The following is a 16,357-nucleotide window of genomic DNA, read 5'->3' as shown; positions in this document are numbered from 1 at the left end:
GGACAGCGCCGGCTTCAGACAGGGTTTACTTGTTCAGACGGGTCTGCGCATCTTTCAGCGCGGCGTCCACGCTCTGGCGTCCTTTCAGCGCGTTAAGGGTGGCGGTGCGCATGGCGTACCAGAAGGCGGACATCTGCGGGATGTTTGGCATGATATCGCCGTTCTGTGCGTTGCTCATGGTGGCGGCAATACGCGGATCTTTCTCCAGAATCGCCTGATACGATTTCAGCGCCACGGCGCCCAGCGGCTTATCTTTATTGACCGCCTCAAGCCCGCTGTCGGTCAGCAGATAGTTCTCCAGAAACTCTTTTGCCAGCTCTTTATTGGGGCTGGCGGCGTTGATACCGGCGCTCAGTACGCCGACAAAGGTTTTGGAGGGTTTGCCATTGAGCGTTGGCAGGGTGGTCACCCCATATTTGATGCCGCTCTTGTCGATGTTGCTCCACGCCCATGGACCATTAACGGTCATTGCCGTCTGCCCTTTATTGAATGCCGCTTCAGCGATGGAGTAGTCGGTATCCGCATTCAGCACTTTGGCTTTGACCTGATCCACCAGGAACTGCATGCCCGCTTTCGCTCCGGCGTTATCCACGCCGGTATCTTTGATATCAAATCCACTTTGCGTGGGTTTGAAAGCGTAAGCACCACCTGCTGCCAGCAGTGGCCAGGTGAAGTAAGGCTCCTGCAGGTTAAACATGATGGCGCTCTTGCCTTTGGCGCGCAGCTGCTTGTCCAGATCGGCAATGGCTTCCCAGCTTTTTGGCGGTTCGGCGACCAGATCTTTGTTATAAATCAGCGAGAGGGACTCGACAGATACCGGATAACCGATCAGCTTGCCGTTGTAGCGCACCGCATCCCAGGTAAAGGGAAACAGCTTGTCCTGCACATTTTTGTCAGGTGAGATCTCCGCCAGCAGACCTGACTGCGCATAGCCGCCAAAACGGTCGTGAGCCCAGAAAATGATATCGGGGCCATCACCGGTGGCGGCCACCTGCGGATACTTCTCCTCCATCTTATCCGGATGTTCCACGGTGACTTTGATGCCGGTCTCCTGCTCAAATTTTTTGCCAACCTCGGCCAGTCCGTTGTAGCCCTTGTCACCGTTGATCCAGATAACCAGTTTTCCCTCTTCGATCTTTGCGAGAGCCGAAGCAGAGAACAGCACGGCGGAGAGCGCGGAGAGGGCAAATAAGCGCGAGACGGTTTTCATTGTCATAAGTCCATCCTGTAAACGAAAGCGGGAAGTAAGCGTCCCGTTTATTGTCAGGTTCTGCAGCACGGTTTCATCCTCCTGCTCTCTACGCCTGCAGACGTAAACGCGTGATCCTGCCTGCAAAAACCGCTGTTTTTATGGGCTGGCGCACACTTTCTCCCGCTTTTTTCTGCGTCTGACATCACAAAAATTTCTTCATCCAGCTGCCGGCAGCCAGCCCGCATCCTTTCTCCTCCTCCCGGCTCATCCCCCGTGCATTCACGTTGTGGCGGAGGATGTCAGCGGCTGCCGGGGCTTTCATGATGAGCCACAGAATCGGCCAGCAGTCATATCAGCCAACAGGGCACGTTGAGAGGAAAAGTATTATGGCGAGCGTTGCGTTACGTCATGTCTCCAAAACATGGGGTGAAACCGAAGTCTCGAAAGATATCAATCTTGAGATTGCCGAAGGTGAATTTGTGGTGTTTGTCGGACCATCCGGCTGCGGTAAGTCGACCCTGCTACGGATGATTGCCGGGCTTGAAACCATCACTAAAGGCGACCTGCTGATAGGCGGCAAGCGCATGAATGAGGTCCCGCCAGCAGAACGCGGGATCGGCATGGTGTTTCAGTCCTATGCGCTCTATCCGCATCTGGACGTTGCGGAAAATATGTCCTTTGGCCTGAAGCTGGCCGGCGTCAGGCGTGCTGAGATCCAGCAGCGTGTAAACCAGGTAGCCGAGGTGCTGCAGCTGGCGCATCTGCTGGACAGGCGGCCTAAAGCGCTCTCCGGCGGTCAGCGGCAGCGGGTGGCGATTGGCCGGACACTGGTGGCTGAACCGCGCGTTTTTCTGCTCGACGAGCCGTTATCCAACCTTGATGCCGCGCTGCGCGTCCAGATGCGCATCGAAATTTCGCGGCTGCATAAACGGCTGAAGCGCACCATGATCTACGTTACCCACGATCAGGTAGAAGCGATGACGCTCGCCGACAAAATTGTGGTGCTCGAAGCAGGGCGCATCGCGCAGATTGGCAAACCGCTTGAACTTTATCACTACCCCGCCAATCGCTTTGTCGCCGGCTTTATCGGTTCCCCGCGGATGAATTTCCTTCCGGTAAAAGTGACCGCCACCGCAATCGATCAGGTTCAAGTGCGTCTACCCAACAATCAGCTGGTCTGGCTGCCGGTCGAGAGCACCGACGTGCAGATCGGCAGCAACATGTCACTGGGTATCCGGCCTGAGCATCTGCTCTCCAGCGATATCGCCGATGTCACCCTGGAGGGAGAGGTGCAGGTCGTTGAGCAGCTCGGCAATGAAACGCAAATCCACATTCAAATTCCCGCCATCCGTCAAAACCTGGTTTATCGCCAGGAGGACGTGGTGCTGGCAGAAGAGGGCGCCCTGATGGGCATCGGCCTGCCGCCGGAACGCTGTCATCTGTTTCGTGAAGATGGCAGCGCCTGTCGCAGGCTGCATCAGGAGCCTGGTGTGTACCCTGCAAAACAATAAAAGCAATGATCTCAGGAGATAAATAAATGATAACTCTGCGCAAACTCCCCGTGGCGATCGCCATCGCTGCGGGTACCCTGTCCGCCTCCTCTATGGCGGTGGACTTCACCGGTTACGCCCGTTCCGGCATTGGCTGGACCGGCAGCGGCGGTGAACAACAGTGCTTCCAGGCGACCGGCGCACAAAGTAAGTACCGTCTGGGTAACGAATGTGAAACCTACGCCGAGCTTAAGCTGGGACAGGAAGTCTGGAAGGAGGGCGATAAGAGTTTCTATTTTGACACCAACGTTGCCTACTCCGTATCGCAGCAGAATGACTGGGAGGCAACTTCACCTGCTTTCCGCGAAGCCAACGTTAAAGGCAAAAACCTGATTGACGCTTTGCCGGGCTCTACCATCTGGGCCGGTAAGCGCTTTTATCAGCGTCACGACGTGCATATGATCGACTTCTACTACTGGGATATCTCCGGTCCCGGCGCAGGCCTGGAAGATGTTGACCTCGGCTTCGGCAAACTCTCTTTCGCCGCCACGCGCTCATCAGAAGCGGGCGGCTCCTACACCTTCTCCAGCGATCGCATCCGCGACTACGCAACCAGCACCGCAAACGACGTGTTTGATGTGCGCCTGGCGGGTCTGGAGACCAACCCGGATGGCGTGCTGGAGCTCGGCGTCGACTATGGCCGTGCCAATGCGCGCGACGGGTATCGTCTGGAGGATGGCGCGTCCAAAGATGGCTGGCTTTTCACCGCCGAACATACGCAGAGCATGCTGAAAGGCTACAACAAGTTTGTACTTCAGTACGCAACGGACGCGCTGACCTCGCAGGGCAAAGGGCTGCCGCAGGGCACGAATATCAACAACGACGGCAAAATGTACCGCGTGCTGGATCACGGTGCCATCTCGCTGGCCGAGCGCTGGGACCTGATGTACGTCGCGATGTATCAGAACACCGACCTCGATAATAATCGCGGCAACGAGTGGTACACCGTGGGCGTGCGCCCGATGTACAAATGGACGCCTATCATGAGCACGCTGCTTGAGCTGGGCTACGACAATGTGAAGTCGCAGCAGGTTGGCGATCGCAACGGGCAGTACAAAATTACCCTGGCCCAGCAGTGGCAGGCGGGCGACAGCATCTGGTCCCGTCCGGCGCTGCGCCTGTTTGCGACCTATGCCAAATGGGATGAGAAGTGGGGCTATAGCAAAAATGCAGATGGCAACCTGACTACGCTGGCCGCAGCTGACAGCACCGGTAACGGCCTGTTCACCAATAGCCGGGGCGACAATGACGAGTGGAGCTTTGGCGCACAGATGGAAATCTGGTGGTAAGCCACAGCGTTACCCTGTAACAGAACGGCCGCATCCGTCGGTGCGGCTCACCGATTAGGCAGCGCTGGCCATTGCCTGGTGCCGGCACTGCCTCCAGCTATCAGAGATAAAACGATGAAAAAAACGCTTACCGCGCTCTGCCTGAGCGCTGCGCTGCTGGCCGGCGTCACGCTGCCCGCTGTCGCTGATATTAATCTGGTGCCGCAGGATCTCTCCACAGCGCCCGTCGTTTCACCCGAAACTTTGCAGCGCCTGAACTGGCAACCTGCTGACACGTCGCGTGCGGTAACCACTCTGCTGAGCGACAGCGGCACCGGAAATACTCTGCCGGGTATCCGTGGTCCGGTTGCGGCGTATAGCCTGCCAGCCAGTCAGGGTGAGCTGACCGTTACGCTGAGCAGCGAGGTCGCTGACAACCGCGTGTTCGCGCCTAATGTACTGGTGCTCGATGAAAACCTGCGTCCGGCAGCGTGGTTCCCGTCGCAGTTCTTTGCTTACCAGCAGCCGGGCGTCATGAGCGCCGATCGTCTTGAAGGCGTAATGAAACTGACGCCGGTGCCGGGACAGCAGAAAATTTATCTGCTGGTCTTTACCACCGACAGAGATCTGACCCAGACCACCACGCTGGTCGATCCGGCCAAAGCTTACGCGAGAGGCACCGGCCATGCGGTTCCTGATATTCCCGATCCGGTTGCCACACACAGCCAGAGCGGCAGGCTGAAGCTGAAAGTCTCCACCAGTTCCGCGTCCTCTATTCTGGTTGGCCCGCTGTTTGGTTCATCAACACCGGCTCCGGTTATGATCGGCAATACTCAGGCGCCTGCGCCCGCTGCCGTGCGTCCCGCCTCTGCCGTGAAGCCGGTGCCGCTGGAAAACGACACCGAGAGTTACTTCAATCAGAATATCCGTCAGGCGGTCAGCCAGGGCAACATTGATAAAGCGCTGAAGCTATTGAATGAGGCCGAACGACTGGGGTCCACCTCAGCGCGGCAAACGTTTATCAGCAGTGTAAAAGGCAAGGGGTGAACCTGCCCCGACAGTGCTGAGTTGCAGCACCTGGTGCGCTCCGGCGCACCTTTTTTATTGCAAAAAACGCCCCGGCCCGGGGCGTCTGATCAGGAGCGTTGCTGACGCACGTGACTGACCTCCTGCAGCAGGCGCGTGATCCCTTCATCCGTAAACATCGCCTCCAGCGACAGCGTGAGCTTACGGCGCCAGTTAGGGTAACTCTCCACCGTACCGGGCACGTTTACCGGCCGATCCATATCGAGCCACTCCTCCGGCTGCAGGCCAAGCAGGGCGCTGTTACTGGCCGCCACCAGGCGGTGAACCGCACGGTTTATCGCGCGGCGCATGGGCGCGCGGCCGCGCTGAAGCGGATAGCGGTGCGCCAGCGCTCCCTGCTGCTGCAGCGTATGCAGCAGCGCCTTTTTTGCCGCCGCGCGCTCGCGGTACAGACCCGCCAGGATCGCTTTATCCGGATAGAGGCCCAGCCTGCTGCCCAGCGTTAAGTCATCACTCTGCCACCAGCCGCGCAGGGTAGGCATATCATGCGTGGTGACAACTGCCATCGCCTGCCGTGGCCAGGCTTCCGGCGCGCGAAAAGCGCGCGTTGCCGTCTGCTCAAAGTAGAGCACTTTGTAGGAGTAGACGCCGCTGTCGCGCAGCTTAGCGACTATCGCTTCCGGTACAGTGCCCAGATCCTCACCTATCACCATACAGCGATGGCGCTGGCTCTCCAGCGCGAGAATGGCCAGCAGGGCATCAACCGGATAGTGAACGTAGGCGCCCTCAGCGGCCTTCTCATGTTCTGGTATCCACCAGAGGCGCAGCAGCGCCATCACGTGATCAATCCGCAGCGCGCCGCAGTCGCGCATATTGGCCCGCAGCAGATCGATCCACGGGGTAAACGCACGCATTGTCAGGATCTGCGGATCCATCGGCGGCAGCCCCCAGTTTTGCCCCAGCGGCCCCAGGATATCGGGCGGCGCACCCACGCTGGCCTGCAGGCAATAGAGATCGCGTTCGCGCCAGGTCTCTGCGCCATCCTGCGCGACGCCTACCGCCAGATCGCGGTAGAGGCCAACCGGCATCTGCTGCGCGCAGCAGACGGACCAGCAGGCTGCGAACTGAGAGGCGGCCAGCCACTGCAGCCAGAGGTAAAAGCGTACTTCGTCGCTATGTTCAATACGAAACGCCAGTACGGCGGCGCTGTCGGGATGCTGATACGCTTCCGGCCAGCTTCTCCAGCCGTAGAGCGCAGGATTTTTAGCGCGCTGATGCGCCTGCAGCGCATCAAACAACGCCTGACTCAGCAGGCTCTGTCCGCCCGCTTTTACAAACGCATCAAACTCCTGCATCACCGGCTCATCCGGCGAACGTCGCCTGAACTGTCGCCAGGCCAGGCGTAAGCCCTCCAGCTTTAGCGCAGTAACGGCGGCGTAATCCACCCATTCGCTGTCACGCGCGGCCGCAAGCCGCTGTTGGGTATCAGGCTGCTGCCACCACGCCTGCGCCGCCTCACTGCGTCTGAAATCCTCCACGCTGTTGACGTCGATATAGAGCACGTTCAGCCAGCGGCGCGAGGAGGGGCTGTAGGGGCTGGCGCCCTCAGGATTAGCCGGAAAGAGGGCGTGCAGCGGATTGAGCCCGATAAACGCGCCGCCGCGCTGCGCGATCTCTGCCGCCATCTGGCGCAGATCGCCAAAGTCGCCGATGCCCCAGTTATGCTGCGATCGCAGCGTATAGAGCTGCACGCAGCAGCCCCAGAGCCTGTCGCCAGCCAGCAATGCCGGTGGCTCATAGCAGCGCGGCGGCGCAACAATCAGGCTGCAGCGCGACAACAGCGCCGGCTGCGTCAGGGTCAGCTGATGATAGCCTTCCGGCAGTGCCGGCAACCGCAGCGTTTCACCAGGCTGGCACTCACCTGACCAGCGCTCGCCCGCTTCACTGGTCAGCTCCCATGCTGCCCTCCCGCTCAGCGCCGGCTCTACTATCACGGCTTCTCCGCCACGAAAAATCGCTACCGGGGGCAGCGCTGAGGGCGTGGCGAGAGGCGGCTGTATGATCGTGTGCAGCCACTGCTCGGTGGCGGCCGGAATGCGGCGCGGCCTGCCGTGAGCGTCAATATATTCCGGCGCGATCAGCGTTGCCGGAGTAAGCGTTGTCATTGTCATCTTCAGCGCACCGCCTGCCAGATATGTTGCTGATAGTCACGAATAGCGCGATCGGCGCTGAACATGCCGCAGCGTGCGGTATTCAGGATCGCCGCGCGGGTCCAGGCTTCACTATCGGCCCAGCGTTTTTCTGCATCCTGCTGCGCATTGAGATAGTGGCGGAAATCGGCCAGTACCAGATAAGGATCGCCACCCTCCGCCCCGAGACTTTTCACCAGCGCATCAAACGCCGTGCAATCGCCGTCGCTAAAGGTGCCATCCTCCAGCGCTGTCAGCACCTGATGCAGCTGTTTATCTTTTTTGCGCCAGACCGCCGGGGTGTAACCCGCTTTTTTCAGCGCGCTGACCTGCTCCACGGTATGGCCAAAGATAAAGATGTTCTCGTCGCCAACCTCGCGGGCAATCTCCACGTTAGCGCCATCCAGCGTACCGATGGTCAGGGCGCCGTTCAGCGCCAGCTTCATATTGCCGGTGCCTGACGCCTCTTTGCCAGCCGTGGAGATCTGTTCCGAGAGATCGGCTGCCGGGATCAGTCTTTCTGCGACCGAGACGTTATAGTCCGGGATAAACACCACCTTCAGCCGATCGCCCACGCGCGGATCGGCATTTATCGTCATGGCAACTTTGTTAATGGCGTAGATAATATTTTTAGCCAGCGCATAGCCGGGTGCCGCTTTTGCGCCAAACAGCATCACACGCGGCGCCAGGTTGGCCTGCGGATCGCTGACCAGCGTCTGCCACAGTGCAATAATATGCAGCAGCATCAGATGCTGACGCTTGTACTCATGCAGCCGTTTTATCTGTACATCAAACAGCGCGTCCGGATTAATCACAATGCCGGTTTTCTGTTCCACCCACTGCGCCAGCTCGCGTTTGTTCTGCTGTTTGATAGCGCGATATTCTGCGCGGAATGAGGCGTCTTCTGCCAGGGGCTCCAGCGCGCGCAGCGCGTCGAGATCGGTCAGCCAGGGTTTATTCAGCGAACGGTCGATAAGGGCAGCGAGCGCCGGGTTACACTGATTGATCCAGCGGCGCGGCGTCACGCCGTTCGTCACATTATGGAATTTCGCCGGCCAGAGCGCGTGATATTCGGGAAAAAGATCCTCTGTTACCAGCTTTGAGTGCAGGGCAGCGACGCCGTTAACGGCAAAACAGGTTACCACGCAGAGGTTAGCCATGCGCACCTGGTGGTTATGCACCACCGCCAGTCTGGCCCAGATGGCAGCATTGCCGGGCCACTGCGCCTCAACCTGCTGCTTAAGGGCCGCATTGATTGCATTCACAATCATTATGTGGCGCGGCAGCAGGGTTCGGAACAGCGTCAGATCCCAGCACTCCAGCGCCTCCGGCATCAGCGTGTGGTTGGTATAGGCAAAGGTGCGCTGCGTCAGCTGCCAGGCGCTTTCCCAGCTGAAATCATACTCATCCAGCAGCAGGCGCATCAGTTCCGGAATCGCCAGAGTGGGATGCGTATCGTTGAGCTGAATGACTTCGCGATCGGCCAGCGTTTCAATAGCGTGACCCGCCTGCTGATGGCGGCGCAGAATATCCGCCAGCGAACAGGCGCACTGAAAATATTGCTGCATCAGGCGCAGTTTCTTACCCGCCTGATGGTTATCGTTGGGGTAGAGCACTTTAGTCAGCTTCTCTGCATCAATGCCCTGCTTTTCTGCCCGTAAAAAATCGCCGTTATTGAACCGCTGCAGGTCAAACGGCTGCGCGTGGCTCGCCTGCCACAGGCGCAACGGCTGAACCACCCCGTTCTGGTAACCCACAACCGGCAGATCCCAGGCCTCACCCTGCAGCTGAAACGCCGGGATCCAGCGGGTTTTTCCCTGCTCAGTTATCACCTTGCCGCCCAGATTAACCGTTACCGTCAGCGCCGCATTATGGCGAAACCAGGGGTAGCGATTTCGCCCCCAGTCATCCGGCTGCTCCTGCTGCGCCCCGTCGCTAAAATGCTGCCGGAACAGTCCGTACTGATAATTGAGGCCATAACCGATAGCGGGCTGACCCGTGGTTGCCATCGCATCTAGAAAACAGGCGGCCAGGCGACCCAGACCGCCGTTTCCCAGCGCCGGATCGATCTCCTGCTCCAGCACATCGCTCAGCGACTGCCCCTGCTGCTGCAGCAAATCGTTCAGCGCCGGATACCAGCCGAGGTTAAGCAGGTTATTGCCGGTCAGACGGCCGGTGAGAAACTCCATCGAAATATAGTTAACGTGGCGCTGCGGTCCCGCTGCCGGCTGCGCGGGCAGTTCAGCCAGCAGTTCGGCAAGCGCACCGCTCAGGGCATGCCACCACTGCTGCCGGGTCATCGCCTGCGCACCGGACAGGCCAAAGCGCTGCCACTGACGCGTCAGGGCAGCAGAAAAGCGATCGGAATCAAAAGGTAACTGGGTCATGGCTTAAGCATCCGTCAGAGGAAGAGGTCATCGTGCATTTTGCCTGCGCCTTTCAGGTATCTCCTCCTCCCCGGCACTATTCAGGCAGGAGGATAGAGAGGGAGGAGAGGGTAAGGAAACTCCGAAAGCGCGACAGGAGTGTGATACCCCTCGCTTTTGTTAAGCCGCGCTGCTGAGTTCGCTTGCATTAAGATGGCGTATGGATAACGTGTATGTCGAATAATTACGAAGCGTAAAATAATACTGCGCAGACGTTAACGGAGGAGCGTGCGTCGATGTTGATCCCGTCAAAACTGAGTCGTCCTGTGCGCCATGACGCCATGGTGGTCCGTAGCCGTCTGCTGCAGAAACTGAATGCAGCCGCCGTTTACCGGTTAGTACTGATTACCAGTCCCGCAGGGTACGGTAAAACCACGCTGATTTCACAGTGGGCGGCAGAAAAGCGCGACCTGGGATGGTATTCGCTGGATGAGGGGGATAATCAGCCGGAACGGTTTGCTGACTATCTGATTGCTGCGCTGCAGCAGGCCACTCAGGGCAGCTGCAGCCGCAGTGAATCGCTGGCGCAAAAGCGGCACTACGTTAATCTCAATGCGCTTTTCTCGCAGCTGTTTATTGAGCTGGCTGACTATCAGCGTCCGGCCTGGCTGGTTATTGACGATTATCATCATATTACTAATCCGGTTATTCATGAGGCGATGCGCTTTTTTCTGAAGCATCAGCCGGAAAATCTGACCCTGGTGGTGCTGTCGCGCGGTCTGCCACAGCTGGGCATCGCCAATCTGCGCGTGCGTGAACAGCTGCTGGAGCTGAGCAGCCAGCAGCTTGCTTTTACGCACGATGAAGCTAAACAATTTTTTGCTAACCGGCTGCAGGCGCCGCTGCCCGGCGAAGAGAGCGACCAGTTGTGTGACGATGTGGCAGGCTGGGCGACCGCACTGCAGCTGATTGCTATCTCTGCCCGGCAGGGCGCAGGCTCGGCGCAGGACTCCGCGCGTCGTTTGTCAGGCATCAACGCCAGCCATCTCACCGATTATCTGGTTGAGGAGGTTCTGGATACTGTCGATGCCGATACCCGTCAGTTTCTGCTGAAGAGTGCGCTGCTGCGCTCAATGAATGACGCCCTCGTGACGTCAGTCACGGGTGAAGACAATGGCCGCATGCGGCTGGAGGAGATTGAGCGGCAGGGGCTGTTTTTACAGCGCATGGATAATGCGGGCGAGTGGTTCAGCTACCATCCGCTGTTTGGCAGTTTTCTGCGCCAGCGCTGTCAGTGGGAGCTTAGCGCGGAGCTGCCGGCCCTGCATCGTGCGGCGGCACGTGGCTGGATGAGGCAGGGTTTTCCGGGCGAGGCGATTCACCATGCCCTGGCCTCGGGTGATACCGATATGCTGCGCGACGTGCTGCTGGAGCACGCCTGGACCCTGTTTAATCAAAGCGAACTGGCGCTGCTGGAGTCTTCGCTGCGGGTACTGCCATGGCCGCTATTGCTGGAAAACCCGGAGCTGGTGCTGCTGCAGGCGTGGCTGATGCAGAGCCAGCATCGTTTTTCCGAAGTTAACAGCCTGCTGGCGCAGTTTGAACAGCAGCGCCGCTGTGAGATGGATGCCTCTCTGCAGGGCGAGCTGCATGCGATACGCGCTCAGGTGGCCATCAATGATGGCAATGCGGATGAAGCCGCGCAGCTGGCGCGTCTTGCCCTGCAGCTGCTGCCGGCGTCGAAAAGCTACAGCCGCATTGTCGCGACCTCTGTCCACGGCGAGGTCATGCACTGCAAAGGTGAGCTGGCTGATTCGCTGGCCCTGATGCGTCAGACAGAGCAGATGGCGCGGCATGAAGAGACCTGGCACTACGTTCTCTGGAGCCTGATCCAGCAGAGCGAAATTCTCTTTGCACAGGGATTTTTACAATCGGCGTGGGAGATGCAGGAAAAGGCGTTTCGCCTGGTTCACGAACAGCATCTCGCACAGTTTCCGCTGCATGAGTTTCTGTTACGCATTCGCGCGCAGCTATTCTGGGCCTGGGGCCGGCTTGATGAAGCTGAACAGGCGGCTCGCAGTGGCATGCAGGTGCTGCGCGGCTTTCCTCCGCAGCAGCAGATCCAGTGTCTGGGACTGCTGATCCAGTGCTCGCTGGCGCGGGGTAATCTGGATAATGCCCGATCACACATTACCCGGCTGGAGAATCTGCTCAATAACGGCACGCTGCATATCGACTGGATCGCCAACGCGGATAAAGCGCGTATCCTTTACTGGCAGCTGACCGGGGATAGCGCCAGCGCCAGCCAGTGGCTGCGCGTTACTTCCCGGCCGGCCAGCGCCAATAATCACTTCCTGCAGGAGCAGTGGCGTAACGTGGCGCGGGCACAGCTTCTGGCGGGCGATCTGATTCAGGCAGAAGTCATTCTGGATGAGCTGAATGAGAATGCCCAGGCGCTTCACCTCACCAGCGATTTTAACAGCAACCTGCTGCTGCTTAATCAGCTTTACTGGCAGACTAATCGTAAACCCGATGCGCAGCGGGTGCTGATTGCCGCCCTGAAGCTGGCGCGCAGTACAGGATTTATGAGTCAGTTTGTGATTGAGGGCGAGATCATGGCGCAGCAGCTGCGGCAGCTATTGCAGCTTTCGGTGCTGGAAGAGATAGATGAACATCGCGCCCGCCGCATCCTGCACGAAATTAATAAGTATCACCGGCATAAATTTGCTCATTTTGATGAGGGCTTTGTCAGCCGTTTACTCAACCATCCCGATGTTCCGGAGCTGGTCCGCACCAGCCCACTGACGCAGCGCGAATGGCAGGTGCTGGGTCTGATCTATTCCGGTTACAGCAATGAGCAGATTGCCGGCGAGCTTGATGTCGCCGCCACCACCATCAAAACCCACATTCGTAACCTCTATCAGAAACTGGGAGTGACACATCGCAATGAAGCCATGCACGAAGCGCGGTCGATGCTGAGACTGATGGGGTATGTGTAAACGTCGTTAAGCGATACGCAATTCCGTTTTACGCGCTATACCTTACCAGTACGCTTTTTTTACCCATTGGTGAGGTGAAGCATGAGTTCAATCGCATCAGCGACAGAACAGGCCAGCGATCTGTCTGCATTTATCGGAACCCACTTTGTTTATACCTATGACAACGGCTGGAAATATGAGTGGTATGCCCGTAATGCAACCACCTGCGACTACCGTATTCATCAGGGGCTCGTAGGGGGACGCTGGGTTACCCATCAGAAGATGCATGCGGTGCAGTTTGCACCCGGTATCTATAAGGTTGACTGGCATGAACCCACCGGCACCTGCGTAAGCCTGCTGTTCGACCTCGAACGTAAACTTATTCACGGCACGATTTTTTTCCCGCAGTGGATCGCCGGGGAAGGGCAGCATCCGGAAAAAACGATCTGTTATCAAAATGAATTTATTGGAGATATGCAGCGTTTTCGTGACGAGGGACCGGCCTATCCTTATATCATCATCCCGGAGTTTGCTCAGGTCACTTATATGAAAAATGAGGGGCCAGACAATGACGAGGTGATCAACATGGCACCGGGACAGATGCCGGCTGATTATTTTGATAATAAGTAACGCCATAGCCGGAATCGCCTGTATTATGTGACAACGTCACTAAAAGCGGGTTATTCCGGCTCTCACTCTGAATTTGCATTTTCTGACATTATTAACTATTGAAAGCAGTTAGTTACAGGCGTCCTGGCCAGACTTCGCTATGCTGAATAGTGCGCTACGCTAATATTATGTGCCTTAACGCTGCGAGGTAAGAGAAGGATGCTGCTGAGAAAAAAGAAGTTACGTTCGCACAGCGAAGATCGCCTGCTGGCGCTCACGCTGGCGACCACTGCAGGTATACTTAACGCCATGGCATTCGGTGCTTTTGGTTTTTTCCCCTCCCATATGACCGGTAACACCTCCCAAATCTCTGCTGAAGTTTCAGGTTCCGATCTGCAGGATCTGCTGTTTCTGGCCGGCTTAATTCTGGCATTTGTCACCGGCTCAATGATCGCGCGCCTGACGGTTGCCTGGGGGCTTAAACGCAATATCAGGACCATTTTTTGTCAGGTGCTTTTCATTGAGGGACTGCTTCTGCTGATGACGTCAGTGGTGGAGATCCTGTGGTACTCAGAACGTAACAACGGTGAAATCCTTGTCACGCTCGGCCTGCTGATGGGGATCCATAATTCCACCTCGACACAGCTCTCGTCTGGTCGCGTACGCTCAACGCACGTAACCGGTACGCTGACCGATGCCGGTATTGCGCTGGGCTCGTTTCTGCGGGCAACGTTCAGCAGCAGCGAAGCGGGGGAGCGCCATCTGCATCGCAAGCTTCTTTATACCCACCTTGTAACCATCTTCTCTTTTCTTACCGGCTGCGTGGCGGGCTATCTGCTGTTCCGGCACTTTGGCTTTAACGCAATGGCTATGCTGGGAATCGCGCTTTCGCTGATTGCAGCAGGCGGCATCGCCCGTACGCTGCATCTTACCGGCGTACGTTTCTGGTAACCCGACAAACTACACAGCACTCCGGTGCTGTTTTTTGCTGATAAAACCGGCAACGCTGGGTGAATTCTGCAGGGTAACCAGTGCTGCAATACCTGCAGAATTCACGTAGCGACGCCGGTTTTTTGAGCTGAAGCACCACGCCCATCATCACAACTCCCGTCAATACCCTCTTTATAAGTTCATATAAGTCCCATTATATGAAGTTGTACTTATAAAGATCGTTAGCAGTGACCGCCGCCTTCTCGCTGAACACTATGCGGGGAGTATTCAAACGTGGTCGGTAAGGTATTGGGACATGCACGCCGCGCCCAAACAATTTTTCCTGCAGCGTTTATCCTCAGGCAGGTAGCAACTGAAGAAAGATATCGTGTTCCACTCATATCGTTCTGCTTAAGCTCTTGCTTTCAGTGAAACGGCGCACAGTGTAGTGAGCAATTAACGCCAGCTGCTTACGTTACCCACAGGCTTCAGTTGACACCCTGCAGCGGGTCAGGCTTGAAGCTGGTATTCAGAACCGAGAGGTCAACAGTTTTGGCTGCCCGCTCTAAATCATAAGCGGCCTGAATGCGCAGCCATATCGCAGGCGTACTGCCAATCACGGCCGATAATTTGATCGCCATCTCTGGCGTTACCGCCGTTGCTCCCGATACTATTCTTGAAGCGGTGGAGGGAGCTACAGCTAAAGCACGCGCCAGCTCTCTGATACCGATCTGAAGATCTTCCATAATATCGGCAATGATTTCACCCGCGTGCGGGGGGTTATACATAGTCATTAATGATAAGCCTCATAATTCACAAGATATTGAATTTAACATAATCATGATTATGCGCACTTAAATAAGCGTAAGGCACAGCGCCTCTTCGCGCGTGCCTTACGCCTTGCCCAATAAGTTTACCTGCGCCAGACTATTTTGCCGTCAGCATGCCATGCGGATCCAGCACATACTTGGCGGCTACGCCGGCGTCGAACTGGGCATATCCCTGCGCCGCTTCTTCAAGCGGGATCACTTTGGCATTAACGATTTTCGCAATTGGCAGACGATCGTGCAGGATGGCGTTCATCAGCTGCCGGTTGTAACGCACCACCGGGGTTTGCCCGGTATGGAACGACTGCGCTTTAGACCAGCCGAGGCCGAACTTCAGGCTCAAAGAGCCTTCCTGTGCTGATTTATCGTGCGCGCCCGGATCTTCCGTCACATACAGGCCCGGAATGCCGATATTACCGGCCACGCGGGTGATCTCCATCATCTGATTCAGCACCACCGCCGGCTGCTCCTTACCGGAATGGCCGCGCGCTTCAAATCCGACGGCGTCGATAGCTGAATCGACTTCCGGCGTGCCGGTAACCTGCGCGACCATCTCTCCCAGGCGGTCATGCTGGCTCAGGTCGATCGGCACAAAGCCCATTTTCCTGGCGTGTTCCAGACGCTCTTTGTTGAAGTCTCCTACCATCACCACCGCCGCACCGAGGATCTGTGCTGAGGCCGCCGCGGCCAGCCCAACCGGACCGGCGCCTGCAACATAGGTGGTTGAGCCGACGCCCACGCCCGCGTTGATCGCGCCGTGAAACCCGGTCGGTAAAATGTCAGACAGCATGGTCAGATCCAGAATCTTCGCCAGCGCCTGGTCACGATCAGGGAATTTCAGCAGGTTAAAGTCCGCATAGGGCACCATCACATATTTCGCCTGCCCGCCTACCCAGCCACCCATATCAACATAGCCAAACGCGCCGCCCGCGCGCGCCGGATTGACGGTCAGGCAGACGCCGGTATCGAGTTCACGGCAGCACCGGCAGCGCCCGCAGGCAACGTTAAACGGCACCGAGACAATATCACCGACGTTAAGCATCTCAACGTCAGCGCCCTTTTCGATAATTTCACCGGTAATTTCATGGCCAAGCACCATACCCGCAGGCGCAGTGGTACGTCCGCGTACCATATGCTGATCTGAGCCACAGATATTGGTGGAGAGCACTTTAAGGATCACGGCGTGGCCAATCTTCTTGCCGGCCGGATTAGCAAAGACCGGATCGGCAATATCCTGTACCTCGACTTTACCTGGCCCCTGATACACCACACCGCGGTTGGAATTTGCGCCCATAAAATCTCCATTATATGTTGATATGCACATTAACTGCCGGACACTTACGAAACCGTAAGATAATAAAGAGTGATGACGCGTTAAATCTAATACGCAATAGTGCGTAATTAAACAGAGAATGGATTGCG

General features: G+C 57.2%; 11 protein-coding genes. 6 read left to right on the top strand and 5 right to left on the bottom strand.

From position 1 onward, the window contains the following. Positions 1-25 precede the first annotated feature (25 nt). Positions 26-1,216 carry a maltose/maltodextrin ABC transporter substrate-binding protein MalE gene (gene malE / locus F3I15_RS06655; protein WP_071668331.1) on the bottom strand — a complete coding sequence of 397 codons (1,191 nt, stop codon included), beginning with the start codon at positions 1,214-1,216 and terminating at the stop codon, positions 26-28. 362 nt (positions 1,217-1,578) lie between these two features. On the opposite strand from malE, the gene malK reads away from it, so the two are divergent. From malK to malM, 3 genes are all read left to right on the top strand, one after another. Beyond that, positions 1,579-2,703 carry a maltose/maltodextrin ABC transporter ATP-binding protein MalK gene (gene malK / locus F3I15_RS06650; RefSeq protein ID WP_150017145.1) on the top strand — a complete coding sequence of 375 codons (1,125 nt, stop codon included), beginning with the start codon at positions 1,579-1,581 and terminating at the stop codon, positions 2,701-2,703. Positions 2,704-2,729: 26 nt separating this feature from the next. Beyond that, positions 2,730-4,031 carry a maltoporin gene (locus F3I15_RS06645; RefSeq protein ID WP_040113487.1) on the top strand — a complete coding sequence of 434 codons (1,302 nt, stop codon included), beginning with the start codon at positions 2,730-2,732 and terminating at the stop codon, positions 4,029-4,031. Between the two features lie 114 nt (positions 4,032-4,145). Next, complete coding sequence (gene malM / locus F3I15_RS06640) at positions 4,146-5,057, top strand: maltose operon protein MalM (RefSeq protein WP_150017144.1); 912 nt, start codon at positions 4,146-4,148, stop codon at positions 5,055-5,057. Positions 5,058-5,146: 89 nt separating this feature from the next. Here malM and malQ read toward each other — a convergent pair whose 3' ends face one another. Further along, on the bottom strand, positions 5,147-7,201 hold the full coding sequence (gene malQ / locus F3I15_RS06635; protein ID WP_150017143.1) for a 4-alpha-glucanotransferase: 2,055 nt from the start codon (positions 7,199-7,201) through the stop codon (positions 5,147-5,149). Positions 7,202-7,209: 8 nt separating this feature from the next. Further along, complete coding sequence (malP, locus tag F3I15_RS06630; RefSeq protein ID WP_150017142.1) at positions 7,210-9,612, bottom strand: maltodextrin phosphorylase; 2,403 nt, start codon at positions 9,610-9,612, stop codon at positions 7,210-7,212. Positions 9,613-9,887: 275 nt separating this feature from the next. On the opposite strand from malP, the gene malT reads away from it, so the two are divergent. From malT to F3I15_RS06615, 3 genes are all read left to right on the top strand, one after another. Then, positions 9,888-12,590, top strand: a complete 2,703-nt coding sequence (gene malT / locus F3I15_RS06625) for an HTH-type transcriptional regulator MalT (protein ID WP_150017141.1) — start codon at positions 9,888-9,890, stop codon at positions 12,588-12,590. Positions 12,591-12,671: 81 nt separating this feature from the next. Continuing rightward, entirely contained in the window at positions 12,672-13,199 is a 528-nt protein-coding gene (locus F3I15_RS06620; RefSeq protein ID WP_150017140.1) for a phenolic acid decarboxylase, read from the top strand. A gap of 198 nt (positions 13,200-13,397) precedes the next feature. After that, a complete protein-coding gene (locus F3I15_RS06615; protein WP_104085652.1) occupies positions 13,398-14,129 on the top strand; it encodes a YoaK family protein in 732 nt (243 codons plus the stop codon). Positions 14,130-14,596: 467 nt separating this feature from the next. Here F3I15_RS06615 and F3I15_RS06610 read toward each other — a convergent pair whose 3' ends face one another. Both F3I15_RS06610 and fdhA read right to left on the bottom strand, forming a co-directional pair. Then, positions 14,597-14,902: a HigA family addiction module antitoxin gene (locus tag F3I15_RS06610; RefSeq protein ID WP_150017139.1), complete on the bottom strand. Its 306-nt coding sequence runs from the start codon at positions 14,900-14,902 to the stop codon at positions 14,597-14,599. Positions 14,903-15,035: 133 nt separating this feature from the next. Then, complete coding sequence (gene fdhA / locus F3I15_RS06605) at positions 15,036-16,229, bottom strand: formaldehyde dehydrogenase, glutathione-independent (RefSeq protein WP_071668338.1); 1,194 nt, start codon at positions 16,227-16,229, stop codon at positions 15,036-15,038. Between the last annotated feature and the right edge of the window lie 128 nt (positions 16,230-16,357).

The organism is Pantoea sp. M_9 (genome assembly GCF_008631385.1).
Taxonomy (GTDB): Bacteria; Pseudomonadota; Gammaproteobacteria; order Enterobacterales; family Enterobacteriaceae; genus Pantoea; species Pantoea eucrina.
Note: the sequence above shows the minus strand (reverse complement) of the source record. Positions and strands in the feature narration are given on the sequence as shown.

Coding starts and splice junctions, on each gene's coding strand:
- malE (WP_071668331.1), bottom strand. CDS start 1,216: ATGACAATGAAAACCGTCTCGCGCTTATTTGCCCTCTCCGCGCTCTCC.
- malK (WP_150017145.1), top strand. CDS start 1,579: ATGGCGAGCGTTGCGTTACGTCATGTCTCCAAAACATGGGGTGAAACC.
- F3I15_RS06645 (WP_040113487.1), top strand. CDS start 2,730: ATGATAACTCTGCGCAAACTCCCCGTGGCGATCGCCATCGCTGCGGGT.
- malM (WP_150017144.1), top strand. CDS start 4,146: ATGAAAAAAACGCTTACCGCGCTCTGCCTGAGCGCTGCGCTGCTGGCC.
- malQ (WP_150017143.1), bottom strand. CDS start 7,201: ATGACAACGCTTACTCCGGCAACGCTGATCGCGCCGGAATATATTGAC.
- malP (WP_150017142.1), bottom strand. CDS start 9,612: ATGACCCAGTTACCTTTTGATTCCGATCGCTTTTCTGCTGCCCTGACG.
- malT (WP_150017141.1), top strand. CDS start 9,888: ATGTTGATCCCGTCAAAACTGAGTCGTCCTGTGCGCCATGACGCCATG.
- F3I15_RS06620 (WP_150017140.1), top strand. CDS start 12,672: ATGAGTTCAATCGCATCAGCGACAGAACAGGCCAGCGATCTGTCTGCA.
- F3I15_RS06615 (WP_104085652.1), top strand. CDS start 13,398: ATGCTGCTGAGAAAAAAGAAGTTACGTTCGCACAGCGAAGATCGCCTG.
- F3I15_RS06610 (WP_150017139.1), bottom strand. CDS start 14,902: ATGACTATGTATAACCCCCCGCACGCGGGTGAAATCATTGCCGATATT.
- fdhA (WP_071668338.1), bottom strand. CDS start 16,229: ATGGGCGCAAATTCCAACCGCGGTGTGGTGTATCAGGGGCCAGGTAAA.